Here is a 17760-nt window from a genome sequence, read left to right as displayed (position 1 = left end):
TCTGCAGTTATTGTTTATAATGACCGTATAAGTTTATAACGATCAACAGTTTATAACTATCAACAAAATGGCGAGTGTTCATTCAGCTTTGTGAAATCGGTATGGCGATCTTCTACTGAGGGAATTAGCTTTCTTTGCTAGGAAGAAGCTTAACCCAGATAGTGTCGCTGCCGTTGATGGTAACTGTGCGGTTGTATGACTCGTAACCTTGCTTAGAGATAGTTACTTGATGACGACCGCTTGGTAGCGCTACCTCAAGAGGTGTGCTGCCATACTTAATACCGTTGATGGTCACAGAGTCGTTGTATTGGTCAGAACGCACGGTTACGTTTGCCCATTTCTTGTCGCTCTTTTTAACTGCAGCCGCATCGCTGCCAGTTAAACAGTAGCGTGTTGAAACGTTCAATAGGTTACATGCGGCAACCGCTTCAGGTTTTGCTTGCAGTTGAGCTTGCATCTGCATGAAGTAAGAGTTGTTGCCAGAGAAGCCGCTCTTGATTGGCTGGCTGTCCTGAACGTGGATGTTCAGCTGAACGCCTTGCAAGTTCTGCTTCGCCAGAGTGCTTTCTGTGAGCTGCTCAAGTAACTGGCTCTTGAACGTTTGCACCGCTTTTTGGTTCGTTAGGTATTTACCTTGAGCTGTACACTCACCAAGGGTCATTGTGGATTCACATGTGGTGGTGTAGCTGGTTTCCAAAACTGCACTTTCACGCAGTTCTGTTGCGATACGTTTTACGCGAGCTTCAACTTTTGACTCTCTCAGGCTTGCCAGCTCATTGTTCATTCGAGCTTGCTTCTGTTTGATCTGAGAAAGGTGAATCTCACCCTCATTCATCGCTTGTTGATTGTCTAGCTGAGCCGATTGATTTTCTTTAACTGCAGCCCATGCATCTTGGTAGCTTTTTTGAAAAGAGACCAGGTCCGTTTCTGGGTCTTCAAGTAGACGACTGTACTGTTTGTCTAGTACAGACTTGGCTCTGTTACGTTTTGCCTTAAGTTCTTCACCTTCGCGCAACAACTTACTGTTTGTGTTCTGTAGTTGTTTTAGGTTCTCAGTCGCCGATACTTTGGTTGCTGAAATACGCTCAATATCTGAGTTTTTCTCTGTTATTTTTGCATCGATGGCTGAAACGGGATCGACTTGATTCAGTTCTTCAGCTGATACCGATGCAGATACCCAAAGTGGGGATAGCGCAAGTAAAAGCGCTGAAATTCGAAAGTTAGTCATAGGTCCCTGCAACTTATAGATTGAAATTGGCTCATTGATAATGTGTCTGCTTTCTAGTTGTGAGTCACTAGTTATTAGCAATTAACACAGTATCCGTCTTTATACCGTTTTATTGTATTTCAATCTACTCAAATGCCGCGTTTCGGTACTTTGGATACACTTTTTATAAGTTTTATGCGAATTGTTTGAGCTATATAAGCAAATGTTTTAGTGATGCTCTGATGATTAATTTCTCATTTATGAGTCATCTTGGTTGAGTGAATCGTGAGGTTGAGATTTATAAAAAAGCACCGAAAATATTGATTTTACATAGGCCGTAGTTTGTACACTCTTGATCATCTTTCCGGAGGCATGATCAAGATGATCGCGATAATGATCTTTTCATTCTCGCGAGCAAATAACTGTCATGAGCATTTACAAATTCATCTTATGCGCATTTAAGAGTATTATTCTTACTATGTTGACCCGAGTATTTTTCTGTCATGTCTAAACCTTTACCCTTTCCTAACCTAGACCTTTCTCCGCTAGGCCTTACTGGCCCTCGTCCTGCTGAGATTATCACTTTGCCATCGCATATGGATTGCCACGATCACCATTATTCTCAGGTGGTGATTGGTTTAAAAGGTCAGGCGGAATTTGAAGTGAGTGGTAAGGGGAATCTTGTTGGCCCAGGACAAGGTTGTGTGGTGACAGCGAGCTCTGATCATGCTTTCGGTGGTGTGGTCGGTCAGTCCGACATTTTGGTGCTTAACATGCCCGTGCCCAGTGACGACGACCCGCTGATGCTAGAGAAGATTAATCAGCTCGAGTCTTCGAACGTCTATTTCCAATTAGATGCGCAAATTCAAAAGCTTATTCATATGCTGGTACAAGAGATGCAGGCGAGTCCTGATGATCTGTTGTTAAGCCGAGCCTGCAATGACACGGTGATCGCCTTAATGCAAAGGCACATCTCGGCATTTGAAACGTCAGTGAAGGATTCGCGCTTCGATCTTGAAGCGCTTGATCGTTACATCGAGCAACATTTAGCAAGTAAGATTTCAGTCGCGCAACTTGCAGGTAGCGTGTTCTTGGGCGAAAGCCAATTCCATATGTTGTTTAAAGAGCAAATGGGCATTACTCCTCACCAGTATGTACTAGGTAAGCGAATCGACCGTGCTCGACGTCTTATTGAACAAGGGAATTTAAGCCTTGGTCAGGTCGCAGAACTTGCTGGATTCTCCGGTCAATCCTCTTTTACCCACACATTTTCACGCCTTCAAGGCATGTCACCATCTCAATACAAAAAGCAAATTTCTGTTAAATAGTGAAACGAAACGGCATATTATATTAAAGTTTCATATGTGACATTGTGTTTGTTTTGTTAATAAAGCGAGTTTTTAGCAAAAAACTCGGAGTTTTTGACAAGTATTCCTTATATACTCTAAATACACTGCAGCCATTGTAGAGATCCCGGGCTAATTCCGGGTGTGAGATTAAGGAAAACGCATGTTTACAGCTACTGATGTGTTAAAGCCAGAATTCAACGAGCAGTCGCTTGATGATCTATGGTCGCTTATCTCACCATTATATATGGTGGATGAAACCCAATGGCTAGAGCAACTTCTGCCACTAGCTACCCCTTCTGAGTCTGAAAAGCAGCAAATCACAGACAAAACGACTTCTTTGATCGAAGCTATCCGTGCGGATAAGACTTCTATCCAGATGATCGATGCACTGTTGCTTGAATACAGCTTAGATACTCAAGAGGGCATCTTGCTGATGTGTCTGGCGGAAGCCTTGATGCGTATTCCTGATTCAGCAACGGCTGATGCACTGATTCGCGACAAGCTAAGCGTTGCGGATTGGAAGTCTCACCTAAAGAATTCTGATTCAGTTTTTGTTAACGCTTCGACTTGGGGCTTAATGCTAACAGGCAAGGTGGTTGGACTTTCATCGAACGAGCAGAGTGCTGGACAAGCGGTTAACCGTTTAGTGAACAAGCTTTCTGAGCCGGTAATTCGTAAAGCGATGCACCAAGCGATGAAAGTGATGGGCCACCAGTTTGTTCTTGGCCGCAGCATTGCTGAAGCGCAAAAGAACGGTAAGCCTATGCGCGATAAAGGCTTTACCTACTCTTACGACATGCTAGGTGAAGCGGCACTGACTACAGCTGACGCAAATAAGTACTTTAAAGATTACCTAATGGCGATTGAAGCCGTAGGTCGAGACACTTATGTCTCTTCAAAATCTAGCCCAGCGCCATCTGTGTCTATCAAGCTTTCTGCACTTCATCCTCGTTACGAAGTGGCGAACGAAGACCGCGTACTGACTGAGCTATGCGATACGCTAGAGCAGTTACTGCGCCGTGCGATTGAGCTTGATGTTGCGATCACGATTGATGCAGAAGAAGCGGATCGCCTAGAGCTTTCGCTTAAGTTATTCGAAAAACTGTATCGCAGCGAGCTAGTGAAAGGCTGGGGTAAGTTTGGTCTGGTTATTCAAGCGTATTCAAAGCGTGCGTTACCAGTTCTAGTTTGGCTAAACCGCCTAGCAAAAGAGCAGGGTGACTTAATCCCACTTCGCCTAGTTAAAGGTGCTTACTGGGATAGTGAGATCAAATGGTCACAACAAGCTGGTTTCGATAACTACCCTGTTTACACTCGCAAAGAAGCGACTGATGTTGCTTACCTAGCGTGTGCGCGTTATCTATTGAGCCCAAGTGTTCGTGGCAATATCTTCCCGCAGTTTGCGAGCCACAATGCTCATACGGTTTCTGCTATTGCAGTGATGACAGACCATAAAGACTTTGAATTCCAACGCTTACACGGCATGGGTGATTCACTTTACAACCATGCAATGGAAGCTTACCAACAGTCGGTACGTATTTACGCGCCAGTTGGTAGCCATAAAGATCTACTGCCATACCTAGTACGTCGTCTGTTAGAGAATGGTGCAAACAGTTCGTTTGTACACCGTTTGGTTGATGCTCGTTGCCCTGTGGCAGAGCTAACACAGCATCCAGTCGACATGCTTTTGGCATTCGATACGTTGAACAACACTAAGATTCCTCTGCCGCCAGCGGTATTCCCTGAGCGTAAGAACTCATACGGTGTGAACATTGATATCGAGAGCGAAGCGCATCAGTTTGAAGAGCAAGTAAAAGGCTTTTTGAACAATCAATGGACTGCTGGACCTGTGATCAACGGCGAATCTCTTGCCGAAAGCATGATCAAGGCTGATCAGAATGTTGAACAAGTAACAGCACCTTACGATCGTCGTATTAACGTGGGTCAGGTGGCTTTTGCAAACCTTGATCATGTTTCCGCAGCGATCACTGGTGCAGACGCAGCATTTGCTGATTGGAATGCGACATCGGTTGAAACCAAAGCCGCTGCTCTAGAGAAGCTAGCGGATCTGATGGAAGAGAACCTTGCAGAGCTGGTGGCAATTTGTCATCAAGAAGCGGGTAAGACTATTCACGATAGCATTGATGAAGTGCGTGAAGCGGTCGACTTCTGTCGTTACTACGCAAAACAAGCGAACAACCTGCAAGGTTTTGAGCTAAAAGGCTTTGATGGTCTAACTCGAATCGCTTCGCGACAAGGTCGTGGTGTGTTCGTTTGTATCAGTCCTTGGAACTTCCCATTGGCGATCTTCCTTGGCCAAATTACTGCAGCACTAGTGGCGGGTAACACAGTTGTGGCGAAACCTGCAGAGCAAACCAGCTTGATTGCAGCTCGCGCGGTTGAACTGATGAATGAAGCGGGTTTCCCTGCTGGCACGATTCAACTTCTACCTGGTCGTGGTGCAGAGATCGGCAGTGCGCTAACTAGCCACGATGCGATTGCAGGCGTTGCCTTCACGGGGTCAACCCCAACTGCACAACGCATCAACGTGTCATTGGCAAGCCGCAACGCTAAGCCTGTGCCGTTTATTGCGGAAACCGGTGGTCAGAACGCGATGATTGTCGACAGTACTGCACTGCCTGAACAAGTGGTTCGTGATGTGATTCGTTCTGCCTTTGCTTCAGCAGGTCAACGTTGTTCTGCGCTACGTGTGCTTTACATTCAAGAAGACATTGCAGATCGCGTGATTGGACTAATTCACGGTGCGATGGATGAGCTAAGCGTTGGTATTCCACATCTTCATAAAACGGATGTGGGCCCAGTTATCGACCAAAATGCGAAGCAGAAGTTGATGACGCACCTAGAAAACATGACCAAGACCCAGAAGAAAGTAGCTCAACTTTCTCTAGGAGCGGATTGTGAACATGGTGACTTTGTTCCACCAAGTGCATTTGAAATCGATGACATCAGCTGTTTGAAAGAAGAGCAGTTTGGTCCTGTGCTGCATATCGTTCGCTTCAAAGCGAGTGAACTGGCGCAAGTGGTAGACCAAATTAACCAAACCGGTTTTGGCTTAACCATGGGCATCCACAGCCGTAACGAGACAACTTACCGTTGGATCGAAAAACACGTTCGTGTGGGTAACTGTTACATCAACCGTGACCAGGTCGGCGCTGTTGTTGGTGTGCAACCATTTGGTGGTCAAGGCTTGTCTGGTACTGGCCCTAAAGCGGGTGGTCCTCACTACCTATACCGCTTTACTGATGTTCATTTCTCTCAATCACAAGACAAGGCATAAGGAGCAGTATCATGGTTCATCAAGTGACAGGTTTTTCTGATGCTTTCTTGGCGTGGGAACAATGGAATCTTACCGATTTTGATCATAAGAGTGCTCAGGTACTTGCATTCAAATCAGAGATCGAAAGCCAATCTACGTCTTTGGCGGCAGTGGCAACTTATCACCTAGAGCAGGCCTCTGCGCTGCTTTCTGAGCAGCACCTAATGGCTGGCCCGACTGGTGAAACAAACGAGCTGTATGCTGCAGGACGTGGTGTGGCTTTGGTGATTGTTGATGATTGCCAAGACAAAGAGCCAGCACTGCAAACAGCAACCGCGATGATTACCGCAGCACTATTAGCGGGTAACAGCGTGCAATTGTGCAGTGATGACGTGCAATTCAACACCTTGATTGTTGATGCAGCGAAACAAGCGAATTTACCGACGAACTTGGTGCAGGTTGCTTCGTACGACGCGGCTCAACAGCTGCTGTCTTGCGATGTACGTAGCGCAGGTTACGTAGGTAACTCACAAACGGCTCAAGCTATCAATTTACAACTTGCTAAGCGTGACGGTGCCATCGTCAGTTTAGTAGCTGAAACGGATCTGACAGCAATGCATGTTGCTCACGATCCACACCTATCGCTGCGTTTCATTACCGAGCGTACGCGAACTATAAATATAACAGCCGTGGGCGGTAACGCGACCTTGCTCGAACTTGGAAGCGAAGCTCACTAACCTTCAGTAACATTGGCTCTAAGCACTTTTGTTTTCTCCATTGTTGGTTTCACCACCTTTGGTTTTAACTCATAGTGCCTTGGAGCCTCAATACCTAACTCAATGCACTCGCTTGCCTTTACGGTGAGTGTCTTGCATTGAATTAGGCATGGAAGGCTTTTTACAAATGAGGACTATCAAATGATAGAAAACAGTTTTGCAATAACGACGACGTTCATTGCGTATCTAATTATGATGCTGGCAATCGGTGTTATTGCTTACAAACGTACTTCTAGCTCGACAGACTACTTCCTTGGTGGTCGTTCGCTAGGCCCATGGCCTGCTGCACTTTCTGCTGGTGCATCAGACATGAGTGGTTGGCTACTACTTGGTCTACCGGGTTACGCTTACGCTGCTGGTTTTGAAGCATTCTGGCTTGCTGGTGGCCTGCTAGTTGGTACTTGGGCGAACTGGTTAATCAGTGCTAAGCGTCTGCGTACTTACAGCATTACGACAGAGTCACTGACACTACCTGAGTTCCTATCTCGTCGTTTCAATGATAATTCTAAGCTGATCCAAACAATTTCTGCTTTCTTTATCCTTTTATTCTTCCTTTTCTACACAAGTTCTGGCTTGGTAGCGGGTGGTAAATTGTTTGAAACGGTATTCGGTCTAGATTACACAACAGCGGTAATCATCGGCACAGTATGTGTGGTTTCTTACACGCTATTTGGTGGTTTCCTTGCGGTATCTTGGACGGATTTGGTTCAAGGTCTACTGATGTCTGCTGCGCTATTGATTGTACCAATTGCAGCGATGAACGGTGGTCTTGGTCAGCTATCGACTGATCTTCACAACATCAACCCAGAGCTTCTAACGCTATGGAATGATGCGAAAGGTGAACCGCTATCTGCTATCGCGATCATCTCGCTAGCGGCGTGGGGTCTTGGTTACTTCGGTCAGCCGCACATCCTTGCTCGTTTCAAAGCAACACGTACTAATAAAGACCTAGCAACAGCGCGTCGTATCGCAGTGGTATGGACTGCACTGTCTATGGTTGGTGCAATGCTAGTGGGTCTGGTTGGTCTTATCTACGTGACTAACTCTGGCGCGCCTAAGCTAGACGATGGTGAGAAGATCTTCATGCTTCTTGTTAACGCTATGTTCCACCCAGTAATCGCAGGTATTCTACTGGCGGCTATCCTTGCTGCAATCATGAGTACTGCGGATTCACAACTTCTTGTATCTTCATCTGCAATGGCAGAAGACCTTTACAAGCAAGTACTTAAGAAAGATGCGACATCTGAAGAGATCGTTCGTGTGGGTCGCTTTGCGGTAATCATCATCTCTCTTATTGCGCTATTCCTAGCGATGACGCCAGACAGCTCTGTACTTGGCCTTGTGTCTTACGCTTGGGCTGGTTTTGGTGCGGCATTTGGTCCAGCTATCGTGATGAGCCTTTACTGGTCTCGTATGAACCGTAACGGCGCTCTAGCGGGTATCGTGGTTGGTGGTGTGACAATCGTACTTTGGAAGCAGTTCACTGGCGGTTGGTTCGACGTTTACGAAATCGTACCGGGAATCATCCTATCGACTCTATCTATCGTTATCGTGAGCCTAATTACTGGCGAGCCAGAAGACGAAGTGAAAGCGCAACACGCTGAGTTCGAGAAGAAGCTAGTAGAGCTAGACTAATTTACATTGTAAAAATACAAGCGAATTAGCAAAAGATATAAACAAAGAACAATAGAGTCACTTCGGTGGCTCTATTTTTTTGACCACTCTCTGATGCTCGCGACTTCTTGCTCATCGATATTCAATGACTCCAAAAACTCTTGGTGAGCGGTAGGCTCCATCTTTTCAAACTGCTTGTGCCAGTTCTTCATATCCTTTTCGTCAAACCCAGCATTCTCCATCACCCGTACCCAGCGCTCTTTTGTCAGCATCTTCTGCTCTAGCAACTCAGGTTGCTCAAGTAACATCACGATCGCCTTCTGCTGTTGACGCAGGCTCTGAATTTCCTTTTCCAAGGCGTTGAACTGATTCACTAGTGTCTGCTCTTGTTTCACATCGTCTGTGCGATCAAGCAGGGCGCTTATCTCCTGTATAGACAAACCAAACGATCGGTAAGAGATAATACTCTCTAACCGAGCTTGCTCTTTTTTGCCATACCAACGATAGCCATTATCGGAGCGACTGTGAGGAAGCAGCAGCCCGGCACGCTCGTAGTAGAGAATGGTGGTACGAGATATGTTGTAGGCCTTGGCAATTTGAGTAACGGTGAGCATTTCTACCTCATTGGTTGCGAGCGCGTGAACTAAACAGGCATGTTTAATTGATAGCCAAGTATTCTAATCGCGTCGTATAAAGGTGTATAGGTGATGGGTTTTGATTCGGCAATTTGAGCAGCCTACGATATCGGTATTTTGTTAGTGAGGTGCGACCTTTGTCGTACTTAAGATCGGGGGGGAATCAGGCGTGATCGAGCGGTTGGTGGGGTTTTACAATGTAAATCGAAGTGGTTGGATCTTCGGTGACAAGTGAAAGATCAACTTACTCAATGGTGTGTGATGTCAAAAAATGAAATAGAAAAGTGGCTGTTTTTTGAACTTGGCGCTCACTTTTGTTATTAGCTCGGTGAATTGTGGAACCGAATTGGACATCATGTGTCAATTGTCAGTAACCACTAAAGACCTATAGGACAAAGGTATGCCTGATCTCTATTGCAAAGGATGTAAAAAAACAACACTACATAAGTCTATAATGAAACGTTGTGAATCAGAGCCTGAGACAACCTCAGGCCGTATGTTGCAATGGACGTCAAAGCTATTTAGTGGCAATTTATATTACGATATGGAAACGCAGCACTTTTGTCGCACATGCAACTGCCGTTGTGAAGCGGGAAATGCAGTTCCTCAAGTTGGCTTAGCTTAGCTGATGGTAAGTGCTTACTAACTGATATCAAAAAAACCTCCTTTTGGGAGGTTTTTGTCATTTAAGCTGCTTTAAGCGCGATCTCGCTGTTAATGGCATTGCCATCAATTTTTACTTCCCATCCGTAGTTTGAGTATTCATTAGCGAGTGCTTGAGCCACATCTTTTGACACTGTTACGTGTGTCCATGAGCCGATACCGTAGGGTTTATATGCGAGTTCTTGTGTTTTCATAATAGAGTCATCCTTTCTCTTTGATAATTCTATTATTCACTTTGCCATATATCCTTTCTTTCGTTTCTGGCTCAACTTATTTGTTTATCGGGTCATTTCTATAATAATTTGTTAATAGCCAGAGTTTGATCTATAACGATTGTTATCTATTTGTATGAATTTATATTTGGTGTAAATGTGGCTTGTATGTTTAGTTTTTAAATGTGTGAGCGGGGTTTTCTTCGATTGCTCTAGGTATGGAATATACTGAGCCGAATTTAGAATGTTTAAGGAATGTTATGTCTCAGCATCAGCTTGATCGTATCGATAAAGAGATACTAAGAATTCTGCATATGAAAGGGCGCTTGCCTGTGGTTGAGTTGGCCAAGCAGGTTAACCTAACGACCTCCCCTTGCTCTGATAGATTGAAGCGATTAGAAAAAGAGGGTTACATCACGGGTTACCACGCAGAGCTGTGTTCCGAGAAGTTGGGGCTCGATGTTCAAGTGTTTATCCATATTCGCTTGGATCAGACCAGCTTTTCGATTTTTGATAAGTTTGCTCAAGCTGTAGAAATGATGCCAGAGGTGGAAGAGTGTTATTCGTTGTCGGGAGACTTTGACACCATGATCAAGGTTCGAGTGAAAGACATGAAGGCATACCAAGCGTTTATGGCCACCAAGTTAGGTACCTTGCCTGGTGTGATTCAGACGCGCAGTGAAGTGGTGATTGAAGAGCATAAAAAGGGCTTTGGTGTGAACCCTGAGCTGTTAGCGACTTTAAATTAGTGCCCTCCTGGCTTGAGCCAGTTTTGATAGATATAAAAGATGGAAGCTAATGAGCTTCCATTTTTTGTTGAGCGTCAGATAAAAAGTAATCCGATAAACTTGTCCGGCTTACAGCGTAATTGCCGCAGAGATTAAGCCAATCACACCACCGAATACACCACCCCAAACGACTAGCCAGCCAAGGTGCTTCTTGATCATGGTTTGAACCATCTCTTTTACCAGCTTCGGTGTCAGTTCATTCAATCGCTGATCGATGATCGCTTCGATGTTCTCTTTGATTTCGTCCATCATCGCTGGTGATTCCAGTTCTTCCTTGATGGCATTCTTCACTGAATCACTCTTGCTGATTTCGATAACCGATTCTTGCATCTTCTCAACAAATGGCGCTTTCATTGGTTCTAATGCTTCCGTACCACCAAACATTGCTAGCATGCCGCCAAACTGTGAGTTCTCGATAACGTTAACCAGTGAATCGAACGCAGGATTGAAATCGATTTTCTTAATCACAGGCTCTAGGTTCAGTGATTGACCACCGCTCATTTCGCTGCTTAGGAAGCGGTCGATGTTACTTTCAGTAAAGAACTGCTCCATCATCAGTTGCTTGATGGCTGCTTTGAACTCTTCAAAGCGTGCTGGAATGACGCCAGAACCGTATAGGCCGGGTACTTTCTCGAACAACATGTGAATCGCGAGCCAGTTGGTGATGGCACCAGAAAAGGCGAATAGGCCCGCGTAAAGTAGGTATTGATTTGCTGTCGCATAGCCGCCAGCAAGCAGTGCTAACGCGATGACGTTAGTTAAGACACTTTTGTTCATGGTCGATCTCTAGAAAGAATATTGCGCGCATTTTAAGAAAAAAACGCCAAGAAAAAAACAAAAGGATCGATGAAGTTGAAGGAACAGGTGGGAAAGATCGCTGAACTACGGACATAAGAAAGGCTAGCCTCCCCCCGAAGTCTAGCCTTATTCCAGAACGCGCAAGCGAAGCCGTCTTGGTTTGTTAAAGTCATTATATAATTACGACATAACATTCTGCCATGTGTAATTGCCGCTATTTAGTAAATTGGTGTGAAATACGCCGCACTTTTAAAATAGCACACAAATTAATCGTTGCTAGCTTGCTCAAGATCATCGGCTATGAAGCCACCAGTCTGGTGATTCCACAACTGCGCGTAGATACCATTTTGGTTAATCAGATCTTGGTGCGTGCCTTCTTCAACGATATTACCTTCATCTAAAACGATCAGGCGATCCATTGCTGCGATGGTGGATAGGCGGTGTGCAATCGCGATAACCGTCTTACCTTCCATTAGCTCAATTAAGCTCTCTTGGATTGCAGCCTCTACCTCTGAATCTAGAGCTGACGTCGCTTCATCAAGAACCAACAGTGGTGCATTTTTCAGAAGTACACGTGAAATTGCTACACGTTGGCGCTGACCACCAGAAAGCTTCACACCACGCTCGCCCACTTGAGCATCGTAACCAATGTTGCCAAACGGGTCGGTTAGGGTTTCGATAAACTCATGTGCGTGCGCTTGTTTGGTTGCGGCATACACCTCTTCATCTGTTGCTTCCGGACGACCGTAAAGAATGTTGTCTTTGATTGAACGGTGAAGCAGTGAGGTGTCTTGTGTCACCATGCCAATATTGCTGCGCAGTGAGTCTTGAGTAACGCTTGAGATCTCTTGATCATCAATCAGGATACGGCCGCTTTCGACATCATGAAAACGCAGTAACAAGTTAACTAACGTCGATTTACCTGCGCCAGAACGTCCTACTAGGCCGACTTTTTCACCTGGTTTGATGTTGAGGTTTAGCTTATTGATAACCCCTTTGTTCTCACCGTAGTTGAAGCTCACGTTTTCGAAGTTGATGCCGCCTTGTGGAACCTTAAGTGGCTGCGCATCTTTCTTATCTTCGATAGCGATCGGCTTCGACATGGTTTTAATGCCGTCAATCACGGTGCCTAAGTTTTCAAACAGGCCACCGATCTCCCACATGATCCATTTCGACATGCCGTTAATACGTAGAGCCAAACTTACCGCAATCGCAATGGCACCCACAGTGATTGCGCTATCGAGCCATAGGTAGATAGAGATACCCGCGATGCTGAATACCAGTAGGTAGTTAGCGAATTCCACACAGATGTTGAAGCCAGTAACAAGGCGCATCTGGCGATACACGGTATCTAGGAAGCCTTCCATGCCTTCTTCGGCATATTCGGTTTCACGTTTACTGTGTGAGAACAGTTTCACGGTGGCGATGTTGGTGTAGCTATCAACAATACGACCCGTCATCAATGAACGAGCATCCGCTTGTTCGGAAGAAACATCTTTTAGCTTTGGCACGAAGTGCAGTTGAATACCGATGTAAACGAATAGCCAAATCAGCATTGGAGCCATTAAGCGCCAATCCGACTCGGCAAGCATGAACAACATCGCGGTGAAGTAAACCGTTACGTAAACAAACACATCAACCATCTTGGTCACGGTTTCACGTACCGCGAGCGATGTTTGCATTACTTTGGTGGCAACACGTCCGGCAAAGTCATCTTGATAGAAAGATAAGCTTTGTTTTAACAGATAGCGGTGTGCTAACCAGCGAATCGACATCGGATAGTTGCCGAGCAAGGTTTGATGAAGCAACAGTGAGTACACACTGATCAAGATTGGCATCACGACCAACAGCAGCACACCAAGGCCCATAAGAGTGGACTTGTTGTCAGCTAAGAAGGTTTCTGGGTTACTTGTTGATAGCCAGTCAACCAGTTGTCCCATGTAACCAAATAGCGCCACTTCGATGATCGCAATCGTCATGCTCATGATACCGAGCAAGATCAGTGGCTTTTCAAAACCTCGTGTGTAGTGGCGGCAGAATGCCAGTATTCCAGTAGGAGGTTGTATCGGTTCTCCCTTTGGAAAGGCTTCAGTAAAACCTTCAAACTTTTTGTACATAGATTTCCCTTTATAAACTCGTGTCTCTATATGCAGCGGCATCGTCGTGCAGCTTTGTTTTATAGTCTCAATTTAAATTTTCACAGTCTTGGTTTGAAATTTTATGAGCGCCCATGCGTTCTTATAAGCACTAAATCATTCGATGGAGTTTGGTTTTCACTCTGGCTCAAACGCTTGGCTCTAGAGCTTGGTTTAACACCGTGTTTTAGTGATCGCGAAAGGTCCAAAACGTATTGTGTATGACGCTTATTTTAGATTGGATCAGATGGGAAGAGTTAAGCTTATTTCAAACGTAATTGATTGTTATGCAACGGTGATAATCCTAACGCTAAATGGATTAAATTGTAACCAAAACTCGCGGTAACACAGAAAAGAGCGCTCGGATATTTATTCAGCAAATCCTCTAATTGATATGCAAACTGTTGGTTCTTTCTGATGTGCTGTTATCTTGCAGTAAAAATTACGGTTTAAACTGGGTTTGGCAGTAAATGTTTGGGATAAATATTCAAATCATTATTCTTTTCAGTGAATCTTGTCGTAACAACTTGTTTACAATCCTGAGGTAAATAAAAGATAGGGACGGTTGAAATGTTAAACCTACACAAAAAATCACTTCACATTACTAATGTTCAAAACGCCAATTGCGTTGTTATGGTGCCGCCAAAAGAATTTCGATTTAACGAAGAAACGGCACAAGATAATGAGTTTCAAAACAGAGTTAACCTCACTGAAGCTGAGGTTAAGTTAGAAACTATGGCCGAATTTAAGGCGATGGTGGCTTCATTACGTAAAGAGGGTGTGCAAGTTGTAGAGTTTGATTACCCAGAGCTTGGTGTGGAAACGCCAGATGCGGTATTCCCTAACAACTGGTTCAGCACTTGTAGCGATGGCAGCTTGTTCACGTTCCCAATGGCCTGTGAAAACCGTCAGAATGAAGTGAAACCAAATGCGCTTATTGAAGCACTAGAGGCGTCGGGTCGTATAGTTAACCACACTGAGTCGCTAGAGTCTTATATCGCGCAAGGCTCTTATCTGGAGAGCACGGGCGTGATGGTAATCGACCATATCAACAAGACTATCTATGCTGCGCTTTCTCAGCGTTGTGACCGTGAAGTGTTAGAAGACTATGCAAAGCGCATTGGTTATTCACGCGTGGTTTCGTTTCAAACGGCATTGCCATCTGGTCAACCGATCTACCATACCAATGTAATGATGGCGATTGGTGATAACTTCTGCGTGATCTGTGATGAAGTGATCCCTGAATTTGAGCGCCGTTTTGTGGTTAAGTCACTCGCGAAAGATAAACAGGTTATCTCTATCTCAATCGATCAGATGAATCGCTTCTGTGGCAACATCCTGCAGCTTGAAACCGTGAATGGCGACAAAGTGATCGCGATGTCTCAATCGGCTTACGATGCGTTCTCTCCAACTCAACTCGCACAACTTTCGACACACGGTAAGTTACTACCATTTAACGTGAAAACGATTGAAGATATTGGTGGTGGTTCGGTGCGATGCATGTTGGGTGAGGTGTTCTTACCAACACGAGTCAATCGCTTATAACAAGCCGTGTACTCACAGTCATGAATCTTTGAATACCACTCTTATCGCAGAGTGGTATTTTTGTTTTTATCTATCACAAATAAGAAAACAAGAGCTCGATACAGGAGTAAATGTTTGAAAGCTAACGTAAATAAGCTATGAAGCGCTCTTGAAAGCCCTGTGTTGGATGAACTGAGTTGAGAGTGCAACCACTTCCTTTGAGTACACAAGCGCTGTGTGATTGAGCTTGAGGGCGCAGGTGTCTGTTGCGCCTCGCAGGTTCGCGTCTTCAAGCGTAACTGTGCCATCACCTGGGTTTCTGCCCAATACAATGCGACCTACACCTGCGTCGTAGGTGCCAGTAATCACGCCAATCGGTACATCAATATCATAATCACCCAAGCCATCGCTTAAGATCATCTTGCTCGAACCAAAGATAAACCCAAGCCCATGATTCGACAGCGTTTTAGCGATAGTCGCGCCGTTGTGTGGAGTCCCCGCGGTAATGATGCAGGTGTCGGCAAAGTCGGGTTGGTAAAATTTAAAGTAGTGACGAATCAACAAGCCACCGAGTGAGTGACCAAAAAAGTAGACCTCATCGTGCTCATCAAAGCGTGCATTCACGAAGCGGTTGAGGCGTTTAGCGGCAGAAGGGAAACGTAGCGAGTTGTAGGCGAACTTATGGGTGGTAAAGCCGTGTTTCTTAAAATTTCTATCTAGATATTGCATGATCAACGCAGGCATATACAGACCATGAATTAAAACTATGTGTTTGTTTTTATTATTCATTATTGCCCTCCGTCTGATGGTGTTTCCAGTATATGGAGTCGCAATTCTAAACTCAATAAAACTTGCTACGAATGGGACACGATAGACAGAGATCTAGCGCGCAGGCAGTTCGTTACTCTGACCTGACACCGCCATAAACATCTATGGTTAACCCACCTTCTTTGGCATAGGTATTTGGTGTGAGGCCAATGGTCTTCTTCAGGTACCGAATCAGGTGTGGTTGGTCGCTAAACCCAAATTGAAAGGCAACGTCTAGCCAATCTATGTCATTCAACTCTTTCTTATAAAGATATTCGAGCATTGCTTCGAGTTTGTTCATGGATTGGCACTGCTTTAACGTTAGGCCAGTCACCTTGTTAAAGCTTCGCTCTAGTGTTCTTTGTGAGCAAAACAGCTTGTCACCAAGTTCAGCAATCTGCGTTGAACCAAGCACCCCCAGCACTTTTCGAGTGAGCTCGCTATGTCTATCGGTTTTAGCGGTCGATAGCCAAGGCAGCAGTAAATCATCCAACTGTTGGCAACAAGCTTTAAAGTCGCTTTGAGCAAGTTTAATCAGTGACGTTACATCGGCATCAAAATTGTTGAGTAGAACAGCAAGGTCGATGTTGTTGACGCGATCTAAACTTGGGTGTGGGCAATCAGGGATAGTGAGCGAGTACAGAGCCCCTACATGGAACTTGATGCCAAAGTGGATAAACGGCTTTGAGTGATCCAGTTTTATGGCTTTGTGATGGGGCAGTAATAGGTGACTACCAATTCCTTGTTGGACTTGTTGCTCTATTGTGTAGTGATATGGTTGATCGCTTGGCGACAGAATCAAATGTGCTGAAGGGTCAGGGTTGAGTATCGGAAACTGATGAGTTTGAGCATCTGGCGTTTTCTCGATAAGCCAATAACAATCAATGTATTGAGCAACAACGGAGGATTGAGGAGACTGTAACCAATTGATCATTCTAGCTTCTATTTCTGATGAGTATCACCACAACTATATGTGGATATCCTTGTCGGCGACAGTTTTATCCTTACGGATTATGCCTAGTATTGGACCTGCGCCTGAGCATACTCAGCAGAGCAAGGGCTAGGCTGAGTATTTTATTAGTTTAAGTCAAACTGCAAGATGCGATGCTTTGATGACAAACCAGCTCGCTTAATTGCTTTTTGCGCACCGATATTACTGCTCTCGGTCGAGCATATAACTTCTAAACCTTGGCTGGTGGTGTGTTGTGTTAGAAAGTTCAGTACGCGTGTTGCTAAGCCTCTGCCCCGTTCTTGCTCAGCGACAATCATGCCTAAGTCGGCATACTGCGTTTGGTGTTCATCGAACTTACGACACTCACCGGCTGCGATAATATTGCCATTTTCCCAGTAACCCCACAGCTCTTGGCGAGTAATTAAGTTGCTGTAGTAACCGCTGAGCCACTCTTTAGGCGCGCCAATCGCTGATGAAGCAAATTCGACTAATTGATCGAGTTGCTCTTCCGTCGCGAGAGTCATCTCGATGTTTTCAATGCTGTTTGCGACGGCTGTTGGACGCTGGCGGAACATCAGTGCGTTGACTTTGAAGGACTCAGTATTGTCCAAGCATAGTGACAGATATTGTGGTTCAGCCGTACTCACAAATGCGCCTTTCACCTCACCAACCACAGAGCTGTTGTTTTCTAAGATTAAGGTAAACAAGTCTGCAATATTGGTGTTGGTGGTTGGTGCTAGATAGAATTGAAGTAAGTAGCCTTCACCATTCAATACGCAATAACCGACAAGCTTGTCGCCTTCGTAAAAGCCGAAATGGTCCGACATTGGTACAAAGCCAAAATGCCACATGCCATCGAGTGGCGCTGTCGATTCTGAAAAGTAAGTCGTTTTTAATTCACTTAAGTCGCTAAGTGTAGTGATCTTTTTGATGTCTAACATCGCGTTAATCTCTGTTGTTTCAATGACCGGAAGTGTAAGTGACTATTGGATTCGGGTATTGAACAAAAACGACAACTTTGGG

At 45.0% G+C, this 17760-nt stretch carries 15 protein-coding genes; 7 read left to right on the top strand and 8 right to left on the bottom strand.

All coding sequences use genetic code 11. The features are described 5' to 3' along the window. Window positions 1-124: 124 nt before the first annotated feature. The gene (locus tag F0228_RS04905) at window positions 125-1228 is read right to left on the bottom strand and encodes a PEGA domain-containing protein (protein ID WP_061031929.1); all 1104 of its coding nucleotides are present in this window, start codon (window positions 1226-1228) and stop codon (window positions 125-127) included. Window positions 1229-1710: 482 nt separating this feature from the next. Here F0228_RS04905 and F0228_RS04900 point away from each other — a divergent pair, with 482 nt between their 5' ends. The 4 genes from F0228_RS04900 to putP all read left to right on the top strand — a co-directional run bounded on the left by F0228_RS04900 (window position 1711) and on the right by putP (window position 8244). After that, window positions 1711-2535: an AraC family transcriptional regulator gene (locus tag F0228_RS04900; RefSeq protein ID WP_017071242.1), complete on the top strand. Its 825-nt coding sequence runs from the start codon at window positions 1711-1713 to the stop codon at window positions 2533-2535. Between the two features lie 181 nt (window positions 2536-2716). Continuing rightward, entirely contained in the window at window positions 2717-5854 is a 3138-nt protein-coding gene (gene putA, locus F0228_RS04895) for a bifunctional proline dehydrogenase/L-glutamate gamma-semialdehyde dehydrogenase PutA (protein ID WP_171761953.1), read from the top strand. Window positions 5855-5865: 11 nt separating this feature from the next. Continuing rightward, on the top strand, window positions 5866-6570 hold the full coding sequence (locus tag F0228_RS04890) for a hypothetical protein (protein ID WP_063524875.1): 705 nt from the start codon (window positions 5866-5868) through the stop codon (window positions 6568-6570). 183 nt (window positions 6571-6753) lie between these two features. Next, window positions 6754-8244, top strand: coding sequence for a sodium/proline symporter PutP (gene putP / locus F0228_RS04885; protein WP_061032388.1), 1491 nt, complete (start codon window positions 6754-6756; stop codon window positions 8242-8244). A 71-nt stretch (window positions 8245-8315) separates the two neighbouring features. On the opposite strand, the gene F0228_RS04880 is transcribed toward putP, so the two are convergent. Continuing rightward, window positions 8316-8837: a MerR family transcriptional regulator gene (locus F0228_RS04880; protein ID WP_102426498.1), complete on the bottom strand. Its 522-nt coding sequence runs from the start codon at window positions 8835-8837 to the stop codon at window positions 8316-8318. Between the two features lie 421 nt (window positions 8838-9258). Here F0228_RS04880 and F0228_RS25790 point away from each other — a divergent pair, with 421 nt between their 5' ends. Continuing rightward, the gene (locus tag F0228_RS25790) at window positions 9259-9483 is read left to right on the top strand and encodes a hypothetical protein (protein WP_061031932.1); all 225 of its coding nucleotides are present in this window, start codon (window positions 9259-9261) and stop codon (window positions 9481-9483) included. 61 nt (window positions 9484-9544) lie between these two features. Here the strand turns inward: F0228_RS25790 and F0228_RS04875 are convergent, their stop codons facing one another. Next, a complete protein-coding gene (locus F0228_RS04875) occupies window positions 9545-9715 on the bottom strand; it encodes a hypothetical protein (RefSeq protein ID WP_004736895.1) in 171 nt (56 codons plus the stop codon). A gap of 278 nt (window positions 9716-9993) precedes the next feature. On the opposite strand from F0228_RS04875, the gene F0228_RS04870 reads away from it, so the two are divergent. Continuing rightward, window positions 9994-10482, top strand: coding sequence for an Lrp/AsnC ligand binding domain-containing protein (locus F0228_RS04870; protein ID WP_061031933.1), 489 nt, complete (start codon window positions 9994-9996; stop codon window positions 10480-10482). A 108-nt stretch (window positions 10483-10590) separates the two neighbouring features. Here the strand turns inward: F0228_RS04870 and F0228_RS04865 are convergent, their stop codons facing one another. Continuing rightward, on the bottom strand, window positions 10591-11298 hold the full coding sequence (locus F0228_RS04865; RefSeq protein ID WP_008218014.1) for a hypothetical protein: 708 nt from the start codon (window positions 11296-11298) through the stop codon (window positions 10591-10593). Between the two features lie 287 nt (window positions 11299-11585). Continuing rightward, window positions 11586-13436 carry an ABC transporter ATP-binding protein gene (locus tag F0228_RS04860; protein ID WP_105058609.1) on the bottom strand — a complete coding sequence of 617 codons (1851 nt, stop codon included), beginning with the start codon at window positions 13434-13436 and terminating at the stop codon, window positions 11586-11588. A gap of 588 nt (window positions 13437-14024) precedes the next feature. On the opposite strand from F0228_RS04860, the gene F0228_RS04855 reads away from it, so the two are divergent. Beyond that, window positions 14025-14999 (top strand): arginine deiminase-related protein, encoded by a 975-nt coding sequence (locus F0228_RS04855; protein WP_116871129.1) that lies wholly within the window; start codon window positions 14025-14027, stop codon window positions 14997-14999. Window positions 15000-15134: 135 nt separating this feature from the next. Here the strand turns inward: F0228_RS04855 and F0228_RS04850 are convergent, their stop codons facing one another. The 3 genes from F0228_RS04850 to F0228_RS04840 form a co-directional block, all read right to left on the bottom strand. Beyond that, on the bottom strand, window positions 15135-15767 hold the full coding sequence (locus tag F0228_RS04850; RefSeq protein WP_171730278.1) for an acetyltransferase: 633 nt from the start codon (window positions 15765-15767) through the stop codon (window positions 15135-15137). Window positions 15768-15879: 112 nt separating this feature from the next. Continuing rightward, window positions 15880-16719 (bottom strand): AraC family transcriptional regulator, encoded by an 840-nt coding sequence (locus F0228_RS04845; RefSeq protein WP_171761952.1) that lies wholly within the window; start codon window positions 16717-16719, stop codon window positions 15880-15882. 143 nt (window positions 16720-16862) lie between these two features. Further along, the gene (locus F0228_RS04840; RefSeq protein WP_171761951.1) at window positions 16863-17678 is read right to left on the bottom strand and encodes a GNAT family N-acetyltransferase; all 816 of its coding nucleotides are present in this window, start codon (window positions 17676-17678) and stop codon (window positions 16863-16865) included. Window positions 17679-17760: the final 82 nt, after the last annotated feature.

Origin of the sequence: Vibrio sp. 99K-1, from assembly GCF_013114585.1 — a bacterium.
Lineage (GTDB): Bacteria > Pseudomonadota > Gammaproteobacteria > Enterobacterales > Vibrionaceae > Vibrio > Vibrio chagasii_B.
The sequence above is the reverse complement of the archived record's forward strand: the minus strand, read 5'-3'. Positions and strand labels throughout refer to the sequence as shown.